The sequence below is a fragment of the Pseudoalteromonas sp. 10-33 genome (genome assembly GCF_001469195.1).
GTDB lineage: Bacteria > Pseudomonadota > Gammaproteobacteria > Enterobacterales > Alteromonadaceae > Pseudoalteromonas.
On record NZ_LOFI01000024.1, the window covers coordinates 151403 to 175803 of the forward strand.

Annotated in this window: 23 protein-coding genes; 13 read left to right on the plus strand and 10 right to left on the minus strand. The window is 40.0% G+C overall.

Annotation, left to right across the window (positions count from 1 at the left end):
* Nucleotides 1-184 precede the first annotated feature (184 nt).
* A complete protein-coding gene (gene rluA, locus ATS76_RS13085) occupies nt 185-838 on the plus strand; it encodes a bifunctional tRNA pseudouridine(32) synthase/23S rRNA pseudouridine(746) synthase RluA (RefSeq protein ID WP_058405772.1) in 654 nt (217 codons plus the stop codon).
* A 120-nt stretch (nt 839-958) separates the two neighbouring features.
* Nucleotides 959-1864, plus strand: a complete 906-nt coding sequence (locus tag ATS76_RS13090) for a DUF3530 family protein (protein ID WP_152995649.1) — start codon at nt 959-961, stop codon at nt 1862-1864.
* Here the strand turns inward: ATS76_RS13090 and djlA are convergent.
* Genes djlA through ATS76_RS13105 form a run of 3 tightly spaced genes read right to left on the minus strand, consistent with a single transcriptional unit; the run spans nt 1847 to nt 4389 of the window.
* Nucleotides 1847-2704, minus strand: a complete 858-nt coding sequence (gene djlA / locus ATS76_RS13095) for a co-chaperone DjlA (RefSeq protein WP_058552485.1) — start codon at nt 2702-2704, stop codon at nt 1847-1849. The two genes, ATS76_RS13090 and djlA, sit on opposite strands and share 18 nt — an antisense overlap.
* 21 nt (nt 2705-2725) lie before the next feature.
* Nucleotides 2726-3391 carry an N-acetylmuramate alpha-1-phosphate uridylyltransferase MurU gene (gene murU, locus ATS76_RS13100; protein ID WP_058552486.1) on the minus strand — a complete coding sequence of 222 codons (666 nt, stop codon included), beginning with the start codon at nt 3389-3391 and terminating at the stop codon, nt 2726-2728.
* On the minus strand, nt 3388-4389 hold the full coding sequence (locus ATS76_RS13105; protein ID WP_058552487.1) for an aminoglycoside phosphotransferase family protein: 1002 nt from the start codon (nt 4387-4389) through the stop codon (nt 3388-3390). The genes murU and ATS76_RS13105 overlap by 4 nt, the downstream gene beginning before the upstream one ends.
* Before the next feature lie 112 nt (nt 4390-4501).
* Between ATS76_RS13105 and lptD the strand changes: the two genes are divergently transcribed.
* The 7 genes from lptD to ATS76_RS13140 all read left to right on the plus strand — a co-directional run bounded on the left by lptD (nt 4502) and on the right by ATS76_RS13140 (nt 13238).
* Nucleotides 4502-6748, plus strand: a complete 2247-nt coding sequence (lptD, locus tag ATS76_RS13110) for an LPS assembly protein LptD (protein WP_058552488.1) — start codon at nt 4502-4504, stop codon at nt 6746-6748.
* Nucleotides 6749-6787: 39 nt separating this feature from the next.
* Complete coding sequence (gene surA, locus ATS76_RS13115) at nt 6788-8083, plus strand: peptidylprolyl isomerase SurA (protein WP_058552489.1); 1296 nt, start codon at nt 6788-6790, stop codon at nt 8081-8083.
* 2 nt (nt 8084-8085) lie between these two features.
* Nucleotides 8086-9078 carry a 4-hydroxythreonine-4-phosphate dehydrogenase PdxA gene (gene pdxA, locus ATS76_RS13120; RefSeq protein WP_058552490.1) on the plus strand — a complete coding sequence of 331 codons (993 nt, stop codon included), beginning with the start codon at nt 8086-8088 and terminating at the stop codon, nt 9076-9078.
* Nucleotides 9075-9881, plus strand: a complete 807-nt coding sequence (rsmA, locus tag ATS76_RS13125) for a 16S rRNA (adenine(1518)-N(6)/adenine(1519)-N(6))-dimethyltransferase RsmA (RefSeq protein ID WP_010556602.1) — start codon at nt 9075-9077, stop codon at nt 9879-9881. Before pdxA ends, rsmA begins: the two co-directional genes overlap by 4 nt.
* On the plus strand, nt 9865-10254 hold the full coding sequence (gene apaG, locus ATS76_RS13130; protein WP_006793227.1) for a Co2+/Mg2+ efflux protein ApaG: 390 nt from the start codon (nt 9865-9867) through the stop codon (nt 10252-10254). Before rsmA ends, apaG begins: the two co-directional genes overlap by 17 nt.
* Before the next feature lie 12 nt (nt 10255-10266).
* Complete coding sequence (locus tag ATS76_RS13135; protein WP_058552491.1) at nt 10267-11067, plus strand: symmetrical bis(5'-nucleosyl)-tetraphosphatase; 801 nt, start codon at nt 10267-10269, stop codon at nt 11065-11067.
* Between the two features lie 155 nt (nt 11068-11222).
* The gene (locus ATS76_RS13140; RefSeq protein WP_058552492.1) at nt 11223-13238 is read left to right on the plus strand and encodes a methyl-accepting chemotaxis protein; all 2016 of its coding nucleotides are present in this window, start codon (nt 11223-11225) and stop codon (nt 13236-13238) included.
* Between the two features lie 79 nt (nt 13239-13317).
* Here ATS76_RS13140 and mutM read toward each other — a convergent pair whose 3' ends face one another.
* Both mutM and ATS76_RS13150 read right to left on the minus strand, forming a co-directional pair.
* Nucleotides 13318-14127 (minus strand): bifunctional DNA-formamidopyrimidine glycosylase/DNA-(apurinic or apyrimidinic site) lyase, encoded by an 810-nt coding sequence (gene mutM, locus ATS76_RS13145; protein ID WP_058552493.1) that lies wholly within the window; start codon nt 14125-14127, stop codon nt 13318-13320.
* Complete coding sequence (locus ATS76_RS13150) at nt 14127-14642, minus strand: hypothetical protein (protein ID WP_058552494.1); 516 nt, start codon at nt 14640-14642, stop codon at nt 14127-14129. Before ATS76_RS13150 ends, mutM begins: the two co-directional genes overlap by 1 nt.
* A gap of 118 nt (nt 14643-14760) precedes the next feature.
* Here ATS76_RS13150 and ATS76_RS13155 point away from each other — a divergent pair, with 118 nt between their 5' ends.
* Nucleotides 14761-15687, plus strand: coding sequence for a manganese-dependent inorganic pyrophosphatase (locus ATS76_RS13155; protein WP_058552495.1), 927 nt, complete (start codon nt 14761-14763; stop codon nt 15685-15687).
* A gap of 236 nt (nt 15688-15923) precedes the next feature.
* On the opposite strand, the gene ATS76_RS13160 is transcribed toward ATS76_RS13155, so the two are convergent.
* Together ATS76_RS13160 and ATS76_RS13165 are read right to left on the minus strand one after the other, a co-directional pair.
* Nucleotides 15924-16829, minus strand: a complete 906-nt coding sequence (locus ATS76_RS13160; protein ID WP_058552496.1) for a tetratricopeptide repeat protein — start codon at nt 16827-16829, stop codon at nt 15924-15926.
* Nucleotides 16830-16902: 73 nt separating this feature from the next.
* On the minus strand, nt 16903-18087 hold the full coding sequence (locus ATS76_RS13165; RefSeq protein WP_058552497.1) for an NAD(P)/FAD-dependent oxidoreductase: 1185 nt from the start codon (nt 18085-18087) through the stop codon (nt 16903-16905).
* 331 nt (nt 18088-18418) lie between these two features.
* On the opposite strand from ATS76_RS13165, the gene ATS76_RS13170 reads away from it, so the two are divergent.
* A complete protein-coding gene (locus tag ATS76_RS13170) occupies nt 18419-20554 on the plus strand; it encodes a S8 family peptidase (protein WP_058552498.1) in 2136 nt (711 codons plus the stop codon).
* A gap of 393 nt (nt 20555-20947) precedes the next feature.
* On the opposite strand, the gene rpmG is transcribed toward ATS76_RS13170, so the two are convergent.
* The 3 genes from rpmG to radC form a co-directional block, all read right to left on the minus strand.
* Entirely contained in the window at nt 20948-21103 is a 156-nt protein-coding gene (gene rpmG, locus ATS76_RS13175) for a 50S ribosomal protein L33 (protein WP_058404491.1), read from the minus strand.
* 11 nt (nt 21104-21114) lie between these two features.
* Nucleotides 21115-21351: a 50S ribosomal protein L28 gene (gene rpmB / locus ATS76_RS13180; protein ID WP_004335549.1), complete on the minus strand. Its 237-nt coding sequence runs from the start codon at nt 21349-21351 to the stop codon at nt 21115-21117.
* A gap of 270 nt (nt 21352-21621) precedes the next feature.
* Complete coding sequence (gene radC / locus ATS76_RS13185) at nt 21622-22296, minus strand: RadC family protein (RefSeq protein ID WP_058404492.1); 675 nt, start codon at nt 22294-22296, stop codon at nt 21622-21624.
* A gap of 141 nt (nt 22297-22437) precedes the next feature.
* Between radC and coaBC the strand changes: the two genes are divergently transcribed.
* Entirely contained in the window at nt 22438-23631 is a 1194-nt protein-coding gene (gene coaBC / locus ATS76_RS13190; protein ID WP_058552499.1) for a bifunctional phosphopantothenoylcysteine decarboxylase/phosphopantothenate--cysteine ligase CoaBC, read from the plus strand.
* 101 nt (nt 23632-23732) lie between these two features.
* Complete coding sequence (gene slmA / locus ATS76_RS13195) at nt 23733-24320, plus strand: nucleoid occlusion factor SlmA (protein WP_058404494.1); 588 nt, start codon at nt 23733-23735, stop codon at nt 24318-24320.
* The last annotated feature ends 81 nt before the right edge of the window (nt 24321-24401 follow it).

The following is a 24401-nucleotide window of genomic DNA, read 5'->3' on the forward strand; positions in this document are numbered from 1 at the left end:
AGTTTATAGCTGTCAGTCGTTAGTAAAAATGACAGCTTAATAAAGCGCGGTATTTATACCGCGCTTTTTTATATTCAAACAAGGCATATAAATTAGAAGCCTTTGTACAGACTATCAATGTTTTCCTTGAGCCTTTGCCCTTGCTCCCCTAAAATAGTGCCCTTCAAAATCATTAAGGTCGGCCGTGTTAGTTAATTACAATCCCCCAATGAACCCGTATTTAACCATACTTTTTCAAGACGACGACTTGCTCATTGTTAATAAACCCAGCGAATTATTGACCGTACCGGGTAAAGATCCTAAACATGCCGACAGCTTAATTAACCGAGTGAATCGCGTGTTTCCAACCGCACGAATTGTTCACCGCCTTGATATGGCAACTTCCGGCATACTTTGCCTTGCTATGAATAAAGCTGCCCATAGGCATTTAAGCATGCAGTTTCAAGAACGTGAAACCGCTAAGCGGTATATTGCTCGCGTATTTGGGCAACTTGAACAAGACAATGGTTCTGTTGATTTGCCACTTATTTGCGACTGGCCTAATCGCCCAAAGCAAATGGTAGATCATGAAAATGGTAAGCCATCGCTCACTCACTATAAAATACTTGAACGAGAAGAAAGCGCCACTCGCGTTGAGCTCACTCCTATTACTGGTCGTTCACATCAATTACGTGTACATATGCTAAGCCTTGGCCATCCTATTCTAGGTGACAGACTCTATGCCCACACAGAGGCGCTCGCAGCCGCTCCGCGTTTACAACTTCACGCACAAATGTTGCAACTAAAACACCCAGTCACCGAGCAAATAATGACCTTCGAAGCAGAACCCGAGTTTTAACGGGCTCAATTACTTAGCAAAGGATTAAACTTTTAGTTAAACATGCCGATACCTAACTAATGACCACTAGTTGAGCGTGTTATGGTGTTTTTGCAATTAATTAAAAAGACTTTGTGTTACATGGCATATAGCTGCGTGGCCCTTTTAGTAATGCCTGCAACTGCCGCTGAACATATTGCTCCGCCTTCTTTTTCGAGTGTTGAAAATAGCGATATTAAACGCCTTCTACCCAGCGATGAAGTGAAAACCTTATTGGCAGGTGAAACTGAATTTTTAAGTTTGCACAGTGAATACATGAGTGCTGATTTTAGAGGGACTGTATTACTGATCCCCGACTGGCAATCAACCCCTACTAACAATGCTGGAATGAGTTACTTACGCAAGGAGCTTAACAATTTAGGCTACACCACTTATGCAATGACCATCCCTGATATTGATTGGCAAGCGAGTAAAATAGCAGAGACGGCCGCAGAAACAGCACCAAGCACCGCCACTGAAACAGAGAGTCAAGCCAACAGTGAATCAGAGCAGCCTAATGTTTCAAGTAAAAACGAAGCGCCTCACCATGTGGATGCTATTGAAGCCGTCAGTGATGAAGTACTCGACAACTACAAATTAAATTTACTGGCGCGCTACAAAGCCCTTTACCAAACAGCGATGGAAGAGCCTAGCAATATTGTTATTATTGCCCAAGGCACCAGTGCAGGGGTATTAACTGAATATTATGCAGATTTTCCGCAAGAACGCGTAGATGCGTTTATTAGTTTAAGTAGCTATTTACCCAATGCAAAACGCAATAAAAGCCTAAACCAAACAACGTCTCTTGTTACGCCTGCCCTTTTAGATATTTATTACGCCGGCGACAATCGCGACATTTTAATTAACCTAAAAAATCGCCAGCGCTGGGTTAACCGAAACGCTAAATTCGACTACCGCCAGCGCCAATTATTTGGGCTTCGTGATCAGTCGCAACAACATGCTCGGCTAACAAAAGAAATAGACGGCTTTTTACGCCGCCTTTTTTAAATATTCATAGGCCGCTTGAATATCTTGGCTTTTTTTAACGGCTAATTCCATCATATGCTTTGGTAAACCTTGCGATACTAATTTATCAGGGTGATGTTGCGCCATTAACTTACGGTAAGCTACTTTTACTTCTCGCTCTGTTGCTCCCTCGTTAAGCCCTAAAAGCCCAAGCGCTTGAGTACGATTCATGTTGTTATTAGGTGGCACATGATGGCCTGAACCTTCTTTATAACTACTACTTTGCCCTTGCTGCTGTTGATAACGCTGTTGCTGTTTTCTAAAATTAAACTCAGCTTGATAGCGTTTAAGCACAAACGCAAAATGAGTTTTAGAAATGCCTAGCTGTTTACTTACTTCACTCAGTAATTGCTTTTCTTGCTCAGCCAAAATGCCATCAGAAAACGCCATTTGAATTTGTATTTCTAAAAATAATTGCAGTAAATCATGACGCTTAGCAAAACGTTCTTTGAAATCATAGACGGTTTCTTTTAATGAAAAGTCGCTTTGTTTACCCGCTTGAAAAGCATGCTGTGCTTCGCGGCGCTCTTCGCCTTTTAAGCCCATTTCATCCATAAATAAGCTGGCGGCTTTTATATGTACTTCGCTTACTCGGCCGTTAGACTTTGCAATATGGCCCATCACTGCAAAGCAGCTGGAAAAAAATAACGCTTGGCGTTGATGGACATCATCACCATTAAATAAACTTGAAAAGCCACCTGCTTTATCAAAATTATTTTTTAAACTTTTATCAAATAAATGCCCTAGATATAGACCTAAAATAGCACCAAAAATTTTGCCAAACATAAAACCAAAACAAAATCCGAGTATTTTTCCCCACATATAAACTGCTACTCCTATTAATTATGTGTCGGCTTGCGCCAAGCGTTCATTTAATGCCGTTAAACGCGCTGGTGTGCCTATGTCATCCCAACTACCAATATAAAGCTCGGTAGACACTAAGTGTTTGCTTAGTTTTTCTCGAAGTAACGGCCCAAGCGGACGAATGCCTGGCTCTAAATCATTAAAAAAGTCAACCTGATAGCGGCTAATACCCGAGAATGTATATTTTGGACTCTCAGGCGATAAATGACTCAATGCAAAATCGCCATCAGGATTATGAGGTGGATTTTCAATAAGCACCAAATGCGCCTCTCCTGGCTGCAAATGCAATTGCATAAGTGAGCTTACATCGTAATCGGTAAATACATCGCCATTTATCACAATAAACGACTCACCTAATAAGGGAAGTGCTTGAATAATTCCCCCTGCGGTTTCAAGGCCGCCTTCAACCTCTTGGCTATAAACAATACTTACACCAAATTGACTACCATCTTTGAAGTACGCTTTAATTTTATCACCTTGCCATGCAAGATTTATCACTATGTCGGTAATACCTGCGGCCTTTAAATTATTAACATGGTGCTCTATTAATGGCTTATTTTGCACTTTAAGCATAGGTTTAGGCATAGCGTGAGTGAGCGGCATCATACGCTGCCCACGTCCTGCGGCTAAAATCATGGCTTTCATAAGCTTACCTGCTCTAATTTTTTAATCACTTTTTGCGCTATTGTATTTTTAACCCAATCACCGAGCGCATTGAGCTCAGGGTAACGTGCAGCAATTTCTGTAATATACTCAAGGGTGGGCAAAATATTAGCTAAATAACCTGTTTTACCATCACGTAAATACAGACGGCAAAATATACCAGCGGCTTTTAAATGACGCTGTAAACCGGTTAAGTCAAACCAAACTTTAAATTGCTCAAACGACGTGTTAGCGACTAAGCCTTGACGTTTAAATTCGTTATAACCAAATACTAATAGTTGAGCGAGCTCATCATCAGGTAGCTTAAAATAGCAATCGCGTAATAACGAAACTAAATCGTAACAAAGCGGCCCGCGCACGGTGTCTTGGTAATCTATTATCGCCCACTGCGAATTGCTGTGCATAATATTACGGCTATGGTAGTCGCGATGCACTGTTACTGTGGGCTGTTCAAGCATGGCTTTAGTGAGTAGATCGCAGCTCGACTCCCACATTTTAAGCTGATTTTTATCAAAGCTTTCAGCAATAAAATCTTTTACTAACCATTGGCTAAATATCGACAATTCAAGCGCTATAAAGTCTTTACCATAGGCCAACATATCTGAGGCTTCAGGCGTTTTTGCCCACTTGGCTGATAAACTTATTAACTGTGTGTAATAGTTGGTTCTATTTGCATCATTAAGCATGTCGGCTAAGTGTGTGCTGCCTAAATCAATTAAAATAAAAAAACCCTGTTGTTCATCACTTTTAATAATATGCGGTAACAAAAAACCTTGGTCGGTAAAAACTTGGTTCAAAGATAAGTACGGTGCGTTATTGACCTTTAATGGATCGGAGTCCATTACAATAAAGTGCTGATTATTAATTGTTAAGCGAAAATAACGCCTAAAGCTTGCATCTCCGGTTATCGCCTCAAATGTATCTGGCTGTTTGCCAAAGTGGGCCATTATGAACTGTTGTAAATTATCAAAGCGTGTCATTTTATAAGATATCTATTTTTAACTAAGTTAATTAGGTCAATTACTGTATTTGCCATTATTTTCCTTTATTATGTGTAAATTATATTTATACACACAGCATTAGGGTCAATAAATGAGCAAAACCTGGGGCATTTTGATGCTAAGCGTAGTTAGCGCACCATCGCTTGCCGAAACTGAACTGACACACAAACTTTGTGGCACTTCAATGCAAACCAGAGCTTGGCAACCGCTACCTGGCATTAAGCTTGGTAATGTTGACATTAAAGCTGATGATGTAGAACTCCTTGGTACTCAGAGTGCCGAATTTAGCGGCAATGTTGATATTAACACCGTTAATATGAGTTTGTCCGCACAAACTGCATTGATAGACAAGCAGCGTGGTTTACTTAATGCCACTGGCCCGATTGTATATCGCGATGCTGTAAGTAACGTAAATAGCTCTGGTTTAAATGCCGATTTAAATAATTCAGAAATTAGCCTATTAGGTGCTGATTATAAGCTTACAGAACAACAAGGCAAAGGTGGTGCTGAAAAGCTCACTATAAACGATTCTGGCTTAGTACTGATGAATGCAAGCTTTACTGCTTGTCCGGGAGAAACGCCAGCTTGGGAAATTGAAGCCGACGAGATTAACTTATCTCGAGAACAAGGCTGGGGCGAAACTCACAATGCCATACTGCGAATTTTAGATACCCCTGTTTTATATTTACCTTATTTTACTTTTCCATTAGACGAGCGCCGAAAGTCGGGATTACTCACGCCTAGTATTTCAAGTTCAGACAAGTATGGTTTAGAAACCATTACTCCTTATTATTGGAATATTGCGCCTAACTTAGATGCCACCATCACGCCGCGTTATATGGCTAACAAGGGTTTACAATTAAAAACAGAGCTTAGATATTTAACCAAGCAACATGAAGGCCTAATAGGAATAGAATACCTAAACAAGGACGACTCAGAGCCAGCGCTTGATGAGCGCTACATGTTTCATTGGCAGCAAAAAAGTTACTTTAACGAAAATTGGCGAGCAAGTGTTGACGTTACCAATGTAAGCGACGATAACTACATTACTGATTTAGAATCAAGTTATGCGAGTAAAACCGACACTCAACTTTATCGTACCGGCGTACTGACTCATTTAGGAGACACATGGCGGACCGATATAAAAGTTCAAAACTTTGAGGTACTGGGTGATCACTTAGAGTCGTACACTGCTATCCCACAAATTAATTTCACACAAACAGCACCATGGAAATTTGATCATTTTGATTTTAGCGTGTCTGGCGAATTGAGCCATTTTACTAACAGCTCTGCAATCATAGATCAAGCAACACGAGTTCATATTGAGCCAAAAGCGCGGTTTGATTACGATCAATACGCATGGTCATTTTTATCTGAAGTTAGCTTATTACAAACAAACTACGACCAACATGGTGACCTATCTGGCACACAATTTAAACAAAGCGTATCGCGTACTTTGCCAAAAGTACGTTTATATTCACAGCTTAATTTTGAGCGTGATACTTCCTACCTTGTAGAAGATGGTATTCAAACGTTAGAGCCACAAATTCAGTATTTATATACACCTAACAAGGATCAGTCTGATATTGGTTTATACGATACAACCAAATTACAAGACGACTATTACGGCTTATTTAGAGATACGCGCTTTTCTGGCGTTGATCGAATAGCCGCTGCAAATCAGTTTACGCTGGGTGCAACAACGCGTTTATTTGATAAAAAACAAGAAGAAATTTTTAACTTTAGTGCCGGACAAATATTTTATTTATCTGATGATGCCAAGCCAACCGAGCAAAATTTAAACTCAGATACAAATTACAATGCATTATTTGCAGCGCAAACCATGTTACATTGGCACCGTCGTTGGTATTTCTCTGCGGGGATACAATACAACACTGACAGCAAACAGATGATCCAATCAAATGCCACGTTAGATTACAAAGGTGATAATAATCAGCTTGTGCAATTGAACCATCGCTATGCAAATGATGTCTCAGGAAATACAATCGAGCAAACAGGTGTATTCACAAGTATTCCAATAAGTGATGAATGGCAGTTTATTGCAAGCTACCACCGTGACCTTGAAAACAACCGAAGCGTCGAAATATTAAGTGGATTACAGTATGAATCATGCTGTTGGGCGTTCCAGATTACTGGTCACCGCCAGATCGAAACTGATTTAAATCAGTCAATAGGTACAGAACAAGCCACCTTTGATTCAGGTATTAGTTTTAATTTTGTACTAAAAGGACTGGGTAGTAAAAGCCGCTATGATGCACAAAAACTATTACAACAAGGTATTTTTGGCTATCGTAGACCGTATTTTCTTAATAACTAGTATCACAAACATACTATTAGCAAGAGTAGTAAATAGAACATGACTTTAAAAAAATTATTAGTATCAACCGTTTTAAGTATCAGTCTGTGCCAAGGTGCATTTGCTGAACCAGTAGAAATAGACAAAGTTGTTGGCGTTGTAAACCAAGGTGTTATTTTACAAAGCGAAGTAAACTCCATTGTTGATCGTGTAAAAAAACAAGCAAAAGAACAGGGTCAACAATTACCTAAAGACGAAATTTTACGTGTGCAAGCCATGGAACGCTTAGTTAGCCAAGCACTAATGATGCAAATGGCAGAGCGCATGGGGTTACAAATTTCTGATAGCCAATTAGATCAAACGCTCGCTAACATAGCAAAAGAGCAAGGCGGCACAATTAGCGATTTACGACGTACAGTTGAAGCATCAGGCGATAGCTTTCAAGCATACCGTGAAGAAATACGTAAAGAGATCACAACACAACAGGTTACTCGCGCAAATGTTGATCGACGTATTTATATTAGTGAGCAAGAAGTCGATAATTTATTAAAAATTATGGCTAGCCAAGGTCAAAGTGCTGAAGAATATGACATTGGCCACATCCTGATTGATATTCCTAACGAAGCAACAGCAGAAGAAATTTCAGCGGCTAAAACACGTGCTGATAAAGTTATTGAATTACTTAACGATGGCCAAGAATTTAAACGAATTGCAATCTCATCATCAAGCGGCTCAAAAGCACTTGAAGGAGGCCAATTAGGTTGGATGGGTATAAACGAAATGCCTTCTCTTTTCGCTGAAGCTGTAAAGAGCAAAAAGAAAGACGCTATTGTAGGACCGCTTCGCTCAGGTGCTGGTTTTCATATTATTAAAGTCCAAGATGTGCGTGGCCTACAAGTGGTAGAAACAACTGAAGTGCGCTCGCGCCATATACTTATTGAACCTTCAATAATTTTAAGCGAAGAAAAAGCACGTAACATGCTTGCTGGTTTTGCTAAAGACTTGCGCGCAGGCAACGCTGATTTTGGCGAACTCGCGAAAGAATATTCAGAAGACCCAGGCTCTGCACTTAAAGGCGGTGAATACGACTGGACTGATCCAACAACCTACGTTCCTGCGTTTAGAGATACATTACTATCGCTAAAACAAAACGAGATTAGCGAGCCATTTAGAACCCAGTTTGGTTGGCATATTGTACAACTTCTCGACAAACGTGTTGCTGATAAAACTGAGTTAGCTAAACGTAACCGCGCACATGGCATGCTATTTAACCGTAAATTTAAAGAAGAAAGCTTCAACTGGCAGCAAGAAATGCGCGAACAAGCCCATGTTGAAATTTTCCCTACAGACGAATAAATATGACCTTAAGAATAGCAATTACACCAGGGGAACCTGCCGGTATTGGTCCAGATTTGCTTATTACGCTTGCTCAGCAAGCGTGGGACGCACAACTTGTTGTGCTTGCTGATGCCAAACTATTAAAAGAACGTGCAAAGCTTTTAGGTTTACCTATAAACCTAATTGAGTTTGATGAAAACGCCCCCGCTAAAGCTACACCCGCAGGCAGCGTGTATATTTATCAAGTCAATTTAGGTGATGATGTAGAGCTAGGCGTACTTAACGATGCTAATGGCCAATACGTGTTAGACACCTTGCGTATCGCAAGCGAAAAAAACATGGATGGCACGTTTGATGCTGTAGTGACAGGCCCTGTTCACAAAGGGATTATAAATAAAGCCGGCATTTCGTTCAGTGGCCATACTGAGTATTTTGCACAGCAGTCAAATACCGCTGATGTTGTCATGTTATTAGCCACAGAAGGTCTTCGTGTTGCACTTGTAACAACACATATCCCGCTGGCTTATGTATCACGTGCAATCACCGAAGATCGCCTAACCAAGGTTGCCACTATTTTAGATCACGATTTGCGGACTAAGTTTGGCATTGAAAAGCCGCGTATATTAGTCTGTGGGTTAAATCCGCACGCTGGTGAAGATGGTCACTTGGGCCGAGAAGAAATAGACACAATTGCCCCTACCCTTGATATTTTAAGAAGCCAAGGGATGAATTTAATTGGTCCACTACCTGCCGATACATTATTTCAGGATAAATACCTTTCTGAAGCCGATGCCGTACTTGCTATGTATCACGATCAGGGTTTACCTGTGCTAAAATACAAAGGATTTGGTAAATCGGTGAACATCACGCTGGGTTTACCTTTTATTCGCACTTCAGTTGACCACGGTACAGCGCTAGATTTAGCTGGTACAGGTACCGCCGATGTTGGAAGTTTTGAATTAGCGATCCGCGAAGCAATTAAGCTCGCCCATGAAAAAGCACAGAATCAATGACCGATAAAGTACACTTAGGACACCGCGCCCGAAAACGTTTTGGACAGAACTTTCTATTTGATGAAATGATCATCGATAAAATAGTTTCAGCAATCGATCCTAAACCAGAAGATAATTTAGTAGAAATAGGCCCAGGCCTAGGTGCAATCACCGAACCTGTGGCTGAACTTAGCGGACACCTAACAGTTGTAGAGCTAGATAAAGACCTTGCAAAACGCTTAATTGAACACCCATTTTTAGGGCCAAAATTAACGGTAAACCAAGGCGATGCAATGAAATACGACTTTGCAAGCTTAGTTAAAGACGACAAAAAGTTAAAAGTGTTTGGTAACTTACCTTACAACATCTCCACGCCATTGTTATTTCATCTTTTTGAGTTTGCCGATAACATTGAGCACATGCACTTTATGCTTCAAAAAGAAGTTGTAAAACGCATGGTTGCAGGCCCTGGTAGTAAAACATTTGGTCGTTTGAGTGTAATGACTCAGTACTATTGTAATGCAATGCCTGTAATTGAAGTGCCACCAGAGTGCTTTAAGCCAGCCCCTAAGGTTGACTCTGCAGTTATTCGCTTAATTCCTAAAAAGCCAGAGCAACGTACAGCCAAAAGCGTAAAAATACTCAACACAGTCTGTTTAGAAGCGTTTAATCAACGTCGTAAAACATTACGAAACAGTCTTGGCAACTTACTAACAGCCGATGAAATGGCAAGCATAGGTATTGATGCTACATTACGTGCTGAAAGCTTGTCTCTACAACAATTTATCGATATAGCTAACTGGATTTATGACAAAGAGCAGTAATATTGGGTCACCTGTAAAGGTGTCTGTAGAAACATTTTATGTTGAAGGTCAATCGCAGCCTGAAATCGAAAAGTACGTATTTGCTTACTCTGTAACAATAAAAAATCATAGCTTATGCAGTGCTAAGCTATTACACCGTTATTGGTTAATTACAGACGCAAACGGCAAAGAAGTTGAAGTTGAAGGCGAAGGCGTTGTTGGCGAAACCCCAACAATTGGCCCAGGTGAAAGTTACAAATACACCAGTGGTGCAATTCTTGACACACCTGTCGGAACAATGCAAGGCCACTATACGCTACGCAACGAATTTGGAGCTGAGTTTGAAGCACCTATTAATGTATTTCGTTTAGCTTGCCCTAATATTTTGCATTAATAGAAGCACTACATGGCCGACTATGCAATAGGTGATTTACAAGGGTGCTTTAAAGAATTTAGCACCTTGTTACAGCGGGTAGATTTTAACCCAAGTAAAGATCACCTATATTTAGTAGGTGACATTGTTGCCCGTGGTCCTGACTCACTTGCCTGCCTTGATTTCATCTATCAACATCAAGACAGCATGACCATCACACTGGGTAATCATGACTTGCACATGATTGCTTGCTATTTTTTAAATAAGCCCACTAACCCAAAAGATAAATTAGCCCCTATTTTTAAAAGCAGCTTACTTAAGCGTTATATCTCTTTTTTACAAACCCAACCACTCGCTTTATATTTAAAAGCACATAATTGCTTTATCTCCCATGCAGGCTTAAACCCTGATTGGTCAATTGAAGACGCATTGCAACACGCAAAATTTGCTCAAAATTGCTATCAATCAAAGAATGCAAAAAACTTTTTTGAACATATGTACTCTCCTCATCCTAAAACGTGGTCAACAACACTTAATGACTATGAAAAGTTTAGATATATAGTTAACTACTTTACCCGAATGCGTTTTTTAACCTGCAATAATATGCTTGACCTTAATGCAAAAGGCGCAATAGCAGATAGTAATTCGTTAACACCTTGGTTTATGCACCCTAACATTGCCATACTTAAGAATGAGCTTGTTTTTGGTCACTGGGCATCACTTGAGGGTAAAACAGGGGTTAACCATGTTCATGCTTTAGACACAGGCTGTGTATGGGGTAACGGGATGACGTTAATGGAACTTAAAACAAAAAATCTATTTATAGAAAAATGACTCTTTTTACCTAAATAACCTGAAAAATTCCAATACATCTGTTAGATTTATAAACTAATAGTTAAAATTAATTAAAGTAATTGATTTTAATTACTTAACTTATCCGAATAAAAGCCGATAAGTTTTAATTAAAGTATCTTTGAGTGGAAATCCATATGAATCTAACAGTGAGCCAACGTATTTGGGGTGGTTTTATATTTATCACGCTATTACTTTTAATTATTGGCGGCAATTCGTTAATTAAAATAGCAAACATTGATCGTTCTACTCAGCAGGTAAATCAGCTATCACTGCCTGCATTAAATAAAAGTTCAGAGCTACAAGCTGAATTCATATTAATGAGTAAGGCAGCACAAGCAAGTTTTTATACTTCATCGGCAAGTGAGCTTGAACCCATTAAAAAAAGAGTATTCGAACAAAAAAAATCATTCAACGAGCTCCATGCACAGCTTCAGAACGTTGTTAAAAACGATCCTGAACTAAGCAAAAGTAGCCAAAGTGTTGAGAAAACCTATGAAAACTTTTTAAGTATTGTTGAAAACTTACTCGAAGATAAAAATAAACAACTGGCATTAAATAAAACACTCACTGCACAAATTGAAGCCATTGAGCTTAGCGCAGAAGATGCTAACTCAGTAGTTTTAGACATAATTGATATAGATGGTTTTGAACAAGACCACCCTCGTGCTTTCCAAGCTGCAAATAACTTGGAAAATAACTTTATGTCGGTGGTTACCAACAGTACCGATATGTTAACAGTAAAAACGTTAACCACATTAGATATCGTTAAAAGCGAGCAAACCTATTACCTTGAAGAAGTAACACGCACTGTTGCGCTAATTAAACCGGCTATTGAGCAAAGCCATAGCGACTTGTTTAATGACCTCAAAGAGCATGTTGAAGCACTTGAGAGTAACGTAAAAGGTAACAACAGTTTAGCCGCGAATAAAAAACGTTTAATTGATTCAATTGCGCTCACTGAAAAAGAGCTAGCCGACTCAGAAGCCGCAACAAAAATAGCACTTAATCAAATTGACGAGTTAGTTTCGCAAGCAAGTAATGTTGCTTTTGAGCTTCAAAAAGGCGTTCGTAATGACGTAGACTCAGCAAACTTATGGACATGGGTTGGTATGGTTATCGCAACTTTACTTGCCATCGCCATTGCATATATAACCGTAAGCCGTATTACAAAACCACTTGCCGAAGTAAACAGAATTTTAGATATTGTAGCCAGTGGTGATATGACTCAACGCTTGGATGACAGCGCTAAAGACGAATTTGGCGAGCTATCAAAAAGCTGTAATACCCTAATAGACAGCTTACGCAGCTTAATTAAAGGGATTATTTCTCGTTCTACTCAATTAGCAGCTGCATCAGAAGAAACCTCAGCCATTACTGCCGAATCAAGCCAAGCTATTAGCAATCAGCAGGCACAAGTGCAACAAGCAGCAACAGCAACGACTGAAATGAGCAGCACATCGCAAACAGTAAGTAATAGTGCACAGCAAGCATTGAGCGAAATTAAAAACGCAGATAAAGAAGCTGAACGTGTTAAAGGTATTTCAAACAATAACAAAGCAACTATTGAGCAACTTGCGCGCGAAGTCGATGACGCTTCACAAGTTATTAATAAGCTTCATCAAGATAGCGCATCGATTGGCAGCATACTTGATGTTATTCGTGGTATTGCAGATCAAACTAACTTACTCGCGCTTAACGCCGCAATCGAAGCCGCCCGTGCAGGTGAATACGGCCGAGGCTTTGCCGTTGTAGCAGACGAAGTACGCTCACTGGCAAGTAAAACGCAAGAATCGACCCAAGAGATCCAATCAATGATTGAATCGCTACAAACGGGCGCAGAAGCGGCTGTAACAGCAATGACCAAAGGTAAGCAACGTGCGGTATCGTGTGTAGAGCAAACTGACCTAGCAAGTACAGCGCTTGATTCAATTACCTTTGCTGTATCACAAGCCCATGACGTGAGTGAAGAAATATCAACAGCAGCACTTGAACAACAACAAGTGGCTGAAGAAATTAGCGAACGTTTAGAGTCTATTGTTGCTATTGCAGAACAAACAGCTGAAGGCGCAAGTCAAACTAACATCTCAAGTTCTGAAGTTGCAAAACTAGCCGAAGAGCTGCGTTTATCGGTAGACGAATTTAAAGTATAAAACGCTTTAATATATTAAAAACCCCGTTAGCACACTGTGTTAACGGGGTTTTCTTTGTAGCATTAAAAAGTAAAGGTAGTTACTTTTGGCAATGTGAACAAAAAACGGTACTACGCTGCCCCAGCCTTATTTCTTCTAACTCATTATCACACGTTAAACAGGGCTTTCCTTTTCGCCCATACACTAATAACTCTTGTGCAAAATAGCCTGGCTTGCCATCACTTTGTGCAAAATCTTTAAGGGTTGTACCACCTTGGGTAATAGCGGCCGCTAACGTGTCTTTTATTATCGGAATAAGCGCTTGATAGCGTTTAAGAGAAACCTTCCCAGCTTCGCGTTTTGGATGTATCCCTGCTTTAAACAATGACTCGTTAGCGTAAATATTTCCTACACCAACAACCACAGCGTTATCCATAATAAACTGTTTAACAGGTACTTTTTTATTGCGTGACTGCTCGTACACCCGCTTTGCAAAAAAATCATCAGTAAGAGGCTCAGGCCCAAGCTTTGAAAGCAACTTATGTACTTCGCCAGGCTCTTGCCATAAGCAGCAACCAAAACGGCGTGGATCGTTTAAGCGCAGCGCCTTATTATTTCCAAATACAAACTCTACATGGTCGTGCTTTTTTAAAGGCTCGCTTTTATCTACAACCCGTAAGTTGCCCGACATACCTAAATGTAAAATAGTGCTACCAAGCTCACAATGCAGTAATAAATATTTTGCACGGCGCTCAATACTAGTAACCGTTAACCCTTCTAGCTGGTAAACATCATCAGGTACAGGCCAGCGCATACTGGCATTATAAATATTAACCTTAGTGACAACTTGGTTTTTTATATGGGGAGTGATCCCCATACGGCTCACTTCTACCTCTGGTAATTCAGGCATTAATTAGGCTCACTTAGTGAAAAATCATAACTAGGAAACAGCTGCTTTGCCGCATTTATATCAAGTGCAAATACACGCTGAGTACTTTTTTCTAGCAAGTAATACTGCTTATTTCCTTTGTAAAGTAAATATACCCAAGGCAAACTTTCTCCAGCTAGTTCAAATGTGGCAACAAACAAAGGCGCATTTGGGTTAAACACCACCGGTTCATTAACCACCAAAAGCTGAATACCCTGCCAAAGGTTAACAAGCTCTTGTAATTGAAGTTCAGATGCAGACCAAAAAACAGGTGCGTCTTTCTTTATCGCAGTTGTACGCCAACTAGTACCAATACGCTCAATTTTTTGATCAACAAAACTGAGTGTTAAAACAAAGCTTTGTGCAGGTAATACAGCTTGCAATGTCGGCTCTTTTTCAGCACTTAAAAACTGCTTATGCCAGCCATTTAAAAAGAAAATCATAATCAACATCGAGAAGATAATAACGTTGTTCCACCCTTTTCGGCCCAGTCGCATAGTTATACACCTAGTAAATTCAATATTTTAAAGTGTAACTAAAACTTAATTGCACTGTCTATATGTTAAAGAGCGCAGACTTTGTTAGAATATCGGCAAATTTAAAGGAGTTCCGTCAATGTCTATGTATGTAGTGGGCCATAAAATCCCAGATTCAGATTCTATTTGTGGTGCAATTGCACTGGCTTATTTAAAAAACCAAATTGATGAGCCAGCGATACCAACTCGTCTTGGTGATGTTTCACCAGAAACTCAATTTATCCTTGATAAATTTGGCTTCGAAGCCCCAGAGCTTAAATTAAGCTACGCGGGCGAAGATGTGTATATTGTTGATCACACAGAAAAAACACAAGCCCCTGATGATATCGACCAAGCCCGTGTTGTTGGCGTGGTAGATCACCATAAATTAGGTGACTTAACATCATCTACTCCGCTTGAATGTTGGATTCGCCCTGTAGGGTGTTCAAACACCATTATTAAAATGATGTACGATTTTTACAGCATAGAAATCCCTAAAGACATCGCAGGTATTATGATGTGTGCAATTTTAAGCGACACCGTAATATTTAAATCACCTACATGTACCACTGCCGATATTAAATGTGTTGAAGCACTTGCTGAAATTGCGGGTGTTGAAGACTTTAAAGAACTAGGCATGGATATGTTCCGCGTTAAGTCTGCAGTAGAAGATACACCTGCACGTGACTTAGTTATGCGTGACTTTAAAGATTTCAACATGAACGGTAACCTAGTAGGTATTGGCCAACTAGAAGTAATCGACCTTGCTGTGTTTGACGATATTAAAGCTGACCTTGAAGCTGATATTGCAAAACTTAAAACTGAAGGTAATCGTCACTCTGTATTTTTACTGCTTACCGATATCATGAAAGAAGGCTCAGAGATGCTAATTGTATCTGACGATGCAAACCTAGTTGAGCAGGCTTACGGCGTAAAACCAGAAAATGATAAAGTATGGTTAGATGGTGTATTAAGCCGTAAAAAGCAAGTAGTACCACCACTACAAGATGCGTTTGCTAAAGCCTAATAACTTTAATAAATAACACTAAAAAGCCGATAGTGCATATGCATTATCGGCTTTTTTGTTTTTAAACTTAAAGCACAAACTACAATACCGCAGTAAGCCTTAATCAAGTCGAGGAAAAATATAACTCAAATAATATTTAAAACACCTAATTTAGGACAATTATTTTACTAAATTTTTGCCTTGCTATCGATGAGATTTAATTACCAAAATCGAACACTTAATCGAGCAAATAAATATTAGATTTTACTTTTTAGCTCATCATAAACTTTTGCATGGCTTTTTGAAAGTTCGACATTATCTATATCTATGTTATTTAACCACAAAGTTGCTTGCGTTTTATTACCCAACTCCCAATATGATTGCGCTAAACGTAAACTGTAGGTTGCGTGGTAAATGCTATCCGGTTCGATGTAATCGAACGCAGTTTTGAAATATTTTACAGCGTTATTAAAATCATTATGCTTAAAATAAGAAAACGCTAAATTACCTAATGCTATTGCCGTTTTTGCATCATGCTCTGTATTTTTTATAGCGTTATAGGCTTTTAAGTTACTTTCTATCGCTTGAGGGTACTGTTGCCAGTTATAAAAAATATGCCCTTTATTAATGTGTAACTCAAAGTGAAAAATAACATCATTACTTTTTGCATAGCGCTGCTCAGCATCGAGCAATACACGAAGAGCCTTTTTTTTATCACCAAATATGTGCTGTAAATTAGCTAGCTCTACAAGCCTTAAAGGATCACCAAATACATTATAAATTTCATCAAGTTGAGCAAATGCTTTTGCCGCATAGGCTTTCGCTTGTTGCTTATCACCTAAGTAATTAAGCGATTTAGCATAATAAAAATAAACTTGTATTTTAAATGCGCCGGGTAATTCTTCTTGGTCAACAAAGGGGCTTAATGCGCTATGAAGATTATCGAATTTTTGATAATCAAAATAATAGTCAAACTCGTACGTTTTCAATTTATACCAATTAGAGGAGTTCTTTTGTGTATTTAAAAGGCGAGATTTAATGTAGGTTAAGCAGTCTTGATCTGTTTTCATACAAAACACTTCATGATCACTTAAGTTTTCAGAGGCTTTTGCACCCATGCTTACATATAAAAGCAAAAAAACAATTAAAACATGCTTCAGCATTAGAACACTCATATTAGCCACATAAGCTTTAAGTGTAATATGAGTGTGCTCTATTTAACAATGGATAAAATAACTACGCGTATTGCCCGGCTGCAAATCCACAGCTCCAAGCGTACTGAAAGTTATACCCTCCAAGCCAACCGGTTACATCGGTTACTTCCCCTATAAAGTACAAGCCTTGTGATTTTTTGGCTTCAAACGTTTTAGAGCTAAGCTCGTCGGTATCAACGCCGCCCAAAGTTACCTCAGCCGTACGATAACCCTCTGTCCCATTCGGTTTTATTTTCCACGAGTGAATATAATTGACCAGCTCATCAATTTGAGTATGGGTAAGCTGATTTATATTACAATCAGGAATAGCATTGCTTTCATGTAATATTTCAATGAACCGTTTTGGCAATATTATCGTTAGGCTATTTTTTAGTGATTTTTGAGGTTGCGTTTCTCTCCAGTCTGCAAGCTGCTGCTTTAAATCTAGCTCTGGAAGTAGATTAATAGTAACAGCCTGCCCTGCACGCCAAAATGAACTTATTTGTAATATAGCGGGGCCAGATAAACCACGGTGCGTAAATAATATATTTTCTTTAAATGTGGTGCCGTCTTCACTTGTTACTTCGCACGGTATGCTAACGCCTGATAACCCTTCAAAGCGCTCTTTGTCGTGCTGATGAAGGGTAAATGGTACAAGCGCGGCCATAGTAGGTAGTACGTTTAAACCAAACTGCTCAGCAATTTTGTAGCCTATGGGTGAAGCCCCAAGCTTGGGCATAGTAAGCCCACCCGACGCAACCACTAACGACTCGCAATGTAAGGTCTCTTGCTCTGTGGTAACGCTATAACCAGACTCTGTTTTTTGAACATTAATCACTTCACTACGCAAGGCCATGTTTACACCCGCCCACTCGCATTCGGTAAGAAGTATATTAACAATATCTTGGGCGCTATTATCGCAAAACAGCTGGCCTAACGTTTTATGATGGTATGCCAAACCGTGGCGGTCCACCAGCTCAATAAAGTCATGTTGCGTATAACGGCTCAAACATGATTTAACAAAATGTGGATTGCTGCATAAGTAATTTTCCGGTGCTGCATTCTCATTTGTAAAATTACAACGCCCGCCACCACTAATTAAAATTTTACGACCCGGCTTTTTACCCATATCAAGTACTGTAACACGTCGGCCTCGGTATCCAGCTTGTGCTGCACACATTAATCCAGCCGCTCCCGCGCCAATTACAATTACATCTACCTGGGTCATCTATTTATCTCACTTAACAATTTGCTCGATTATAGCAAAATTTAATCGCCAGCAATGCACAGAATTAATTATTACAAATAACACAATAAATATACTTTCTACTTTTTAGAAGTATTAAAAACACAAACCAAAAAGCAGTACCTTTATCTCATTTTTGTTTTGTATGACAAATACAAAACAATGACAAACCCCTTTAAAAGCCTCGTTATAACTAAATGAAATAGGGACATAATGATTTAGTATTTTAACTTTGTTAACACATATTTTACCTTTGTACCTGCATTGTGACAATCCATCACGATATAACTAATAAAAAAATCTAGGGAAAATTATGACAACAAGTAAGACATTTAATAAGTGCGCATTAGCACTTACCATTAGTACGCTTTTTGCCACCGCATCAAGCATGGCTAATCCAGCACAAGCAATTGGCCCTTCAGTGGCAGATACAACGGCTAAACTTCAAAATCAAAGTGGCTTTGAAACGCAATTCATCATTAAATATAAAAATAACAATTTTGACGCACTGAGTTATTCAACTGCAGATGAAAGCCCTGTAAACATGAAAGCGCGTGCAAAAAACTTTGTTAAAAACTTTGCTTCTAAAAAAGGAAAGGTAAAAGCAAAGTACATTCGCGCAATGGCACTCAATAACCACCACGTTATGCGAGCTGATAAAAAGCTTAGCGCAGCAGAAGCGCAAGAGTTTATGCAAGAAATGGTTGATTCAGGCAACGTTGAGTACATTGAAGTTGACCAAATGTTAAAACCTTTTGCGACACCAAACGATCCGCGCTATGGCGACCAGTGGCACTACTATGAGCAAGCTGGCGGTCTAAACTTACCAACGGCTTGGGACACCGCAACAGGTAGTGGTGTAGTAGTGGCTGTTCTTGATACAGGTTACCGCCCTCATGCCGATTTAAACGCTAATATTTTGCCGGGTTACGATATGATTTCTAACCTGTCAGTTGCTAATGATGGCGGCGGACGTGATAGCGATGCACGTGATCCGGGCGATGCAGTCGCAGCCGGTGAATGTGGTAATAATGGTGCGCAAGGTTCTAGCTGGCATGGTACTCACGTTGCAGGTACTGTTGCGGCCGTTACAAATAATGGTGAAGGCGTAGCCGGTGTTGCTTATGATGCGAAAGTAGTTCCAGTGCGTGTACTTGGTAAATGTGGTGGTTTAACGTCTGATATTGCTGACGGCATTATTTGGGCATCTGGCGGTAACGTATCGGGCATTCCTGGAAACCCTAATCCAGCTGATGTTATTAACATGAGCTTAGGTGGCAGCGGCTCTTGTAGTTCTACAACACAAAATGCAATCAATACAGCTCGCAGCAATGGCGCTGTTGTTGTTATTGCAGCAGGTAACGACAACGATAATTCAGCTAACTACAACCCAGGTAACTGTAGTGGTGTAGTTAATGTGGCGTCTGTTGGCCGAAATGGTGGCCGTGCTTATTACTCAAACTACGGTAGCAATATTGATGTTGCAGCACCAGGTGGCGCGCAAAGCTTCGCTAACGACTCTGAAGGTGTTCTGTCTACGTATAACTCAGGATCGTCTTCTCCATCGACTGACAGCTACTCATTCTCTCAAGGTACATCTATGGCGGCTCCGCACGTAGCGGGTGTAGCTGCACTTATCAAGCAAGCAAAGCCAAATGCTACGCCTGATGAAATAGAGAGTATTTTAAAATCGTCTACACGCTCATTCCCTGCAACATGTAACAACTGTGGTACAGGTATTGTTGATGCAGCAGCTGCTGTTGCCGCAGCAAGTGGCGGCACAACACCACCTACAACAGGTGATAGTGAACTTGTTGATGGCGAAGCTAAAACAGGCTTAAGCGGTGGTGCTAACGCACAAGACTTTTACACAATGACCGTACCAAGCGGAGCAACGAATGTTACGTTTACAATGAGCGGTGGCACAGGTGATGCCGATCTATACGTTCGTGCTGGAAGCCAACCAACGACATCAAGCTACGACTGTCGTCCTTACAAAGGCGGCAACAGCGAAGAGTGTTCTATCGATAATCCAACAGCAGGCACATACCATGTAATGCTTCGTGGTTACTCTGCTTATTCAGGTGTTAGTTTAGTCGGTAATATTACAGGTGCATCTTCTGGTGGCGGTTCAGGCACACCTGAAGCAGGTGGCGGTACTGTGAGTGATGTAAGTGCAAGTGCTAGTCAGTGGAAACACTACACGCTAGATGTACCTGCAGGCATGTCTACATTTACTGTAACTAGCTCTGGTGGCACGGGTGATGCTGATTTATTTGTGAAGTTTGGTAGTCAACCAACATCGTCTAGCTACGATTGTCGTCCATATAAAAACGGTAATGCTGAAACATGTACCTTCAATAACCCGCAAGCCGGTACATGGCATTTAAGTGTAAATGCTTACAGAACCTTTTCTGGTTTAACTATTAGCGGACAATACCAACCATAATAGTAAATTCATAATCTTTGGGATAGTAAAGGCCAAACTGACTGTTTGGCCTTTTTTATGAGTAAGAAGGTTTCAGCTTATTTGGGTTTAATGCTTACTCGCTTAATTAGGTGGTCTATTTTGAGGATGGAAAAGCGTGTTGATAGCTAGGTAAAAAAATTGCTATTTAGTTATTCTAAATGAGGGGGGGTTAACGCAGGTAGCTACACGTTTAGCCCCGCAAAATGATTAAGTATTATTGCTGATTGGTATTAGCGTCAGGTTTAACTTTTTAAATTGATTGGTACTGTGGCTGGTTTGATATAAGTACTAGTTCAAATATATTGCTAACTCACCACCAGAAAACAAAAAACCCAGCCTAAGCTGGGTTTTTATATTCTAAAAGAACTAAGATTATTTAATTTTAGCTTCTTTAAAAACAACATGTTTACGAATCTTTGGATCAAACTTTTTGATTTCCATCTTCTCAGGCATGTTACGTTTGTTTTTGTCAGTAGTGTAGAAAAAACCAGTACCGGCAGTTGAAACTAAACGGATTTTATCGCGCATGATTCAGATCCTTAAACTTTAACGCCGCGAGCACGGATTTCAGTAAGAACCGTGTCGATGCCTTTTTTATCAATAATACGCATACCTTTAGTAGTAGTGCGTAATGTTACAAAACGTTTTTCACTTTCAACCCAAAAACGGTGTGTTTGTAGGTTAGGTAGGAAACGACGTCTAGTCGCGTTTCTCGCGTGTGAACGGTGATTACCAACCGCTGGACGCTTACCTGTAACTTGACATACTTTAGACATGTCTATATATCTCCAATAACTTCGCTCGAGCTTAATTTAATCTAAGGCCGTGTATTTCTGCCCTAGATAAATCGAAGGGCGCTCTTTATACAGCTTTTACAGGCAAAGATCAAATACTGATCTATCCAACCAGCTCATATGTAAATTTGATAGCGGCCAATTATAAAGATCGAATGCCCTTAGGGAAAGTAAAAACTGCATTTAAATTAAACTAATTTGCTAAAATGCATTAAACCGCTCATTTTTAGCACATTTCTATATTAAAGAGAGTTAAATTAGGCCTCGCTCGGCAAACGAAACGCATGTTTCACCTCCCACAATGATATGGTCAAGTACGTTTATGTCTACTAATTGCAGTGCTTGCTGTAATTTATTAGTAATAAGTTTATCGGCTTGGCTAGGCTCTGCAATCCCACTTGGGTGATTATGGGCAAAAATAACGGCCGCGGCATTATTTTTCAGTGCAGCTTTAACCACCTCACGAGGGTACACACTAGCAGCATTAATGGTGCCGTAAAAAAGAATTTCATCTTTTACTAAGCGGTTTTGGCTATCAAGATAAAGCACCATAAACACCTCCTGCTGTAGCCCACGCATTTGAATCGTCAAATAATCATATACTGAGTTGGGGGAGTTAAACACGGCGTCGCGTTGGCAGCGCTCCTGCATATAACGCTGGCTTAATTCAAGCACCGCTTGTAATTGAACGTACTTTGCCGTTCCCAACCCTTTTTGTGAACAAAACTCATCCATACTGGCATTAAACAAGTTATGTAAGGTTTTATTTTCGTTCAGTAAGTGTTGAGCTAACTCAATCACATTCATTCCCGGGAGCCCAGTACGTAAAAATATGGCGAGAAGTTCTGCATCACTTAGCGCTTTAGCGCCTTTTTCAATGAGCTTTTCACGCGGGCGCAAAGAATTAGGCAGAGAGGTCAATTGCATTTTTTATCCTTGAGTAACAAGCTGTCTTATAAATGTAATGCAAAATTAAAATTTAGCCTGCAATTTTAAATTAAAAACTTAGCTGAACCGTAAAAGATTTGTTATTTTAAGCGCAATATTTAATAAGATTGATAGACAACCATGATGACGTTAACAAACAAAAAAATTGTATTGGGTATTAGCGGTGGAATTGCAGCTTATAAATGCGCTGAGCTTGTAAGACGATTAAAAGACCATGGTTGTGAAGTAAAGGTTGTTATGACCGAATCGGCTAAGCATTTTATTACACCACTCACAATGCAAGCCGTAAGCGGCGAAATAGTATCGGATTCATTGCTCGACCCTGCGGCCGAAGCTGCAATGGGACACATTGAGTTTGCCAAATGGGCTGACCTTATTTTAGTTGCTCCTGCAACGTGTAATATTATTGCTAAAATGGCATCTGGTATTGCAGACGATTTACTGACTACCCTACTACTTGCGACCCCAGCAAAAGTTGCCGTAGCCCCAGCCATGAACCAGCAAATGTATGCACATGCAGCAACGCAAGCAAACCTAACCACCTTAAAAGCACGTAACGTACTCATTTGGGGCCCAGGTAAAGGAGAGCAAGCCTGTGGAGATGTAGGTGCAGGACGTATGCTTGAACCACATGAACTAGTAGCGCTGTGTGTTGAAAAGCAACCTCCTCAAATTTTAACCGGTAAAACAATTACTATAACGGCAGGCCCAACCCGTGAGCCGCTTGACCCTGTTAGGTTTATATCAAACCATAGTTCTGGAAAAATGGGTTACGCACTTGCAGAAGCGGCGTTACTACTCGGTGCTAACGTTAATTTAATTTCAGGCCCTGTAACTATTAAAGCCCCTACTGGCGTAAACCTTATAAATATAGAAAGTGCAGAGCAATTATTAAATGAAGCACTAATCTATGCACCACAGTCAGATGCGTTTATAGGCTGTGCAGCAGTTGCAGATTACAGAGCCGCAGAAGTAGCGACTCAAAAAATGAAAAAACAAGGCGACGAACTAACACTCACCTTGGTAAAAAACCCTGATGTTATTGCCGCTGTTGCTAATATTAAACATAACCGCCCATACACTGTTGGATTTGCCGCCGAAACGCAAAACGTAGAAAGCTATGCAAAAGGTAAGCTAGTCAATAAAAACCTCGATATGATTTGTGCAAACGACGTATCGCTAAGTGGCTTGGGCTTTAATTCTGACCAAAACGCGCTTACCCTATATTGGCAAAATGAACAGTTAGAATTGGCTGTAAACAGCAAAACGGAAATTGCCCTAAAAGTGATCGAACAGCTGGCTAAACATCTATAAAAAGGCTGGAAACAAACTGAATAAAACATTAACATACGTCTTTCATTTGAACAAAAAATGATTAGCGCTAGCTAAAAATAACTAATAAAAAAGGAATGTTCATGCCTGCGACAAAAAGAAGTAATCGCAAAGAGCAAATACTACAAGCACTCGCACAAATGTTAGAAACAAGCCCGGGCCAGCGTATCACCACAGCAAAATTAGCTGCAGAGGTAGGCGTATCTGAAGCGGCACTTTACCGTCACTTCCCTAGCAAAGCGCGCATGTTTGAAGGCTTGATTGAGTTTATTGAAGATACTCTTTTATCGCGCATCAACCTCATTTTAGAAAACGAAAAAGAAAGCCAAACCCGCATTTATAATATTCTACTCTTGCTTTTAACGTTCGCCGAAAAAAACCCAGGTATTACTCGTATTCTAACAGGTGATGCACTGCAAGGTGAGCAAGAGCGCTTACGTGAACGCGTACAAAGCTTTTTTGAAAAATTAGAAACTCAACTTAAGCAAGTCCTCAGAGAACGAAAACTTCGTGAAGGTAAAAACTTTCAAAGTGATGAACTTACACTAGCTAACTTTTTACTTGCTTACGTTGAAGGAAAAATGAACCAATTTGTTCGTAGTGACTTTAAAACGAAGCCCAGTGTTCAGTTTGAAAAACAATGGCCTGAGTTACAAAAAATCTGGCTTTAAACTCATTTTAATTGCCAAGTTTAATCTAAATAAAACGACCAAATGGTCGTTTTATTGTTTATACCTGTTACTTATCGTCGC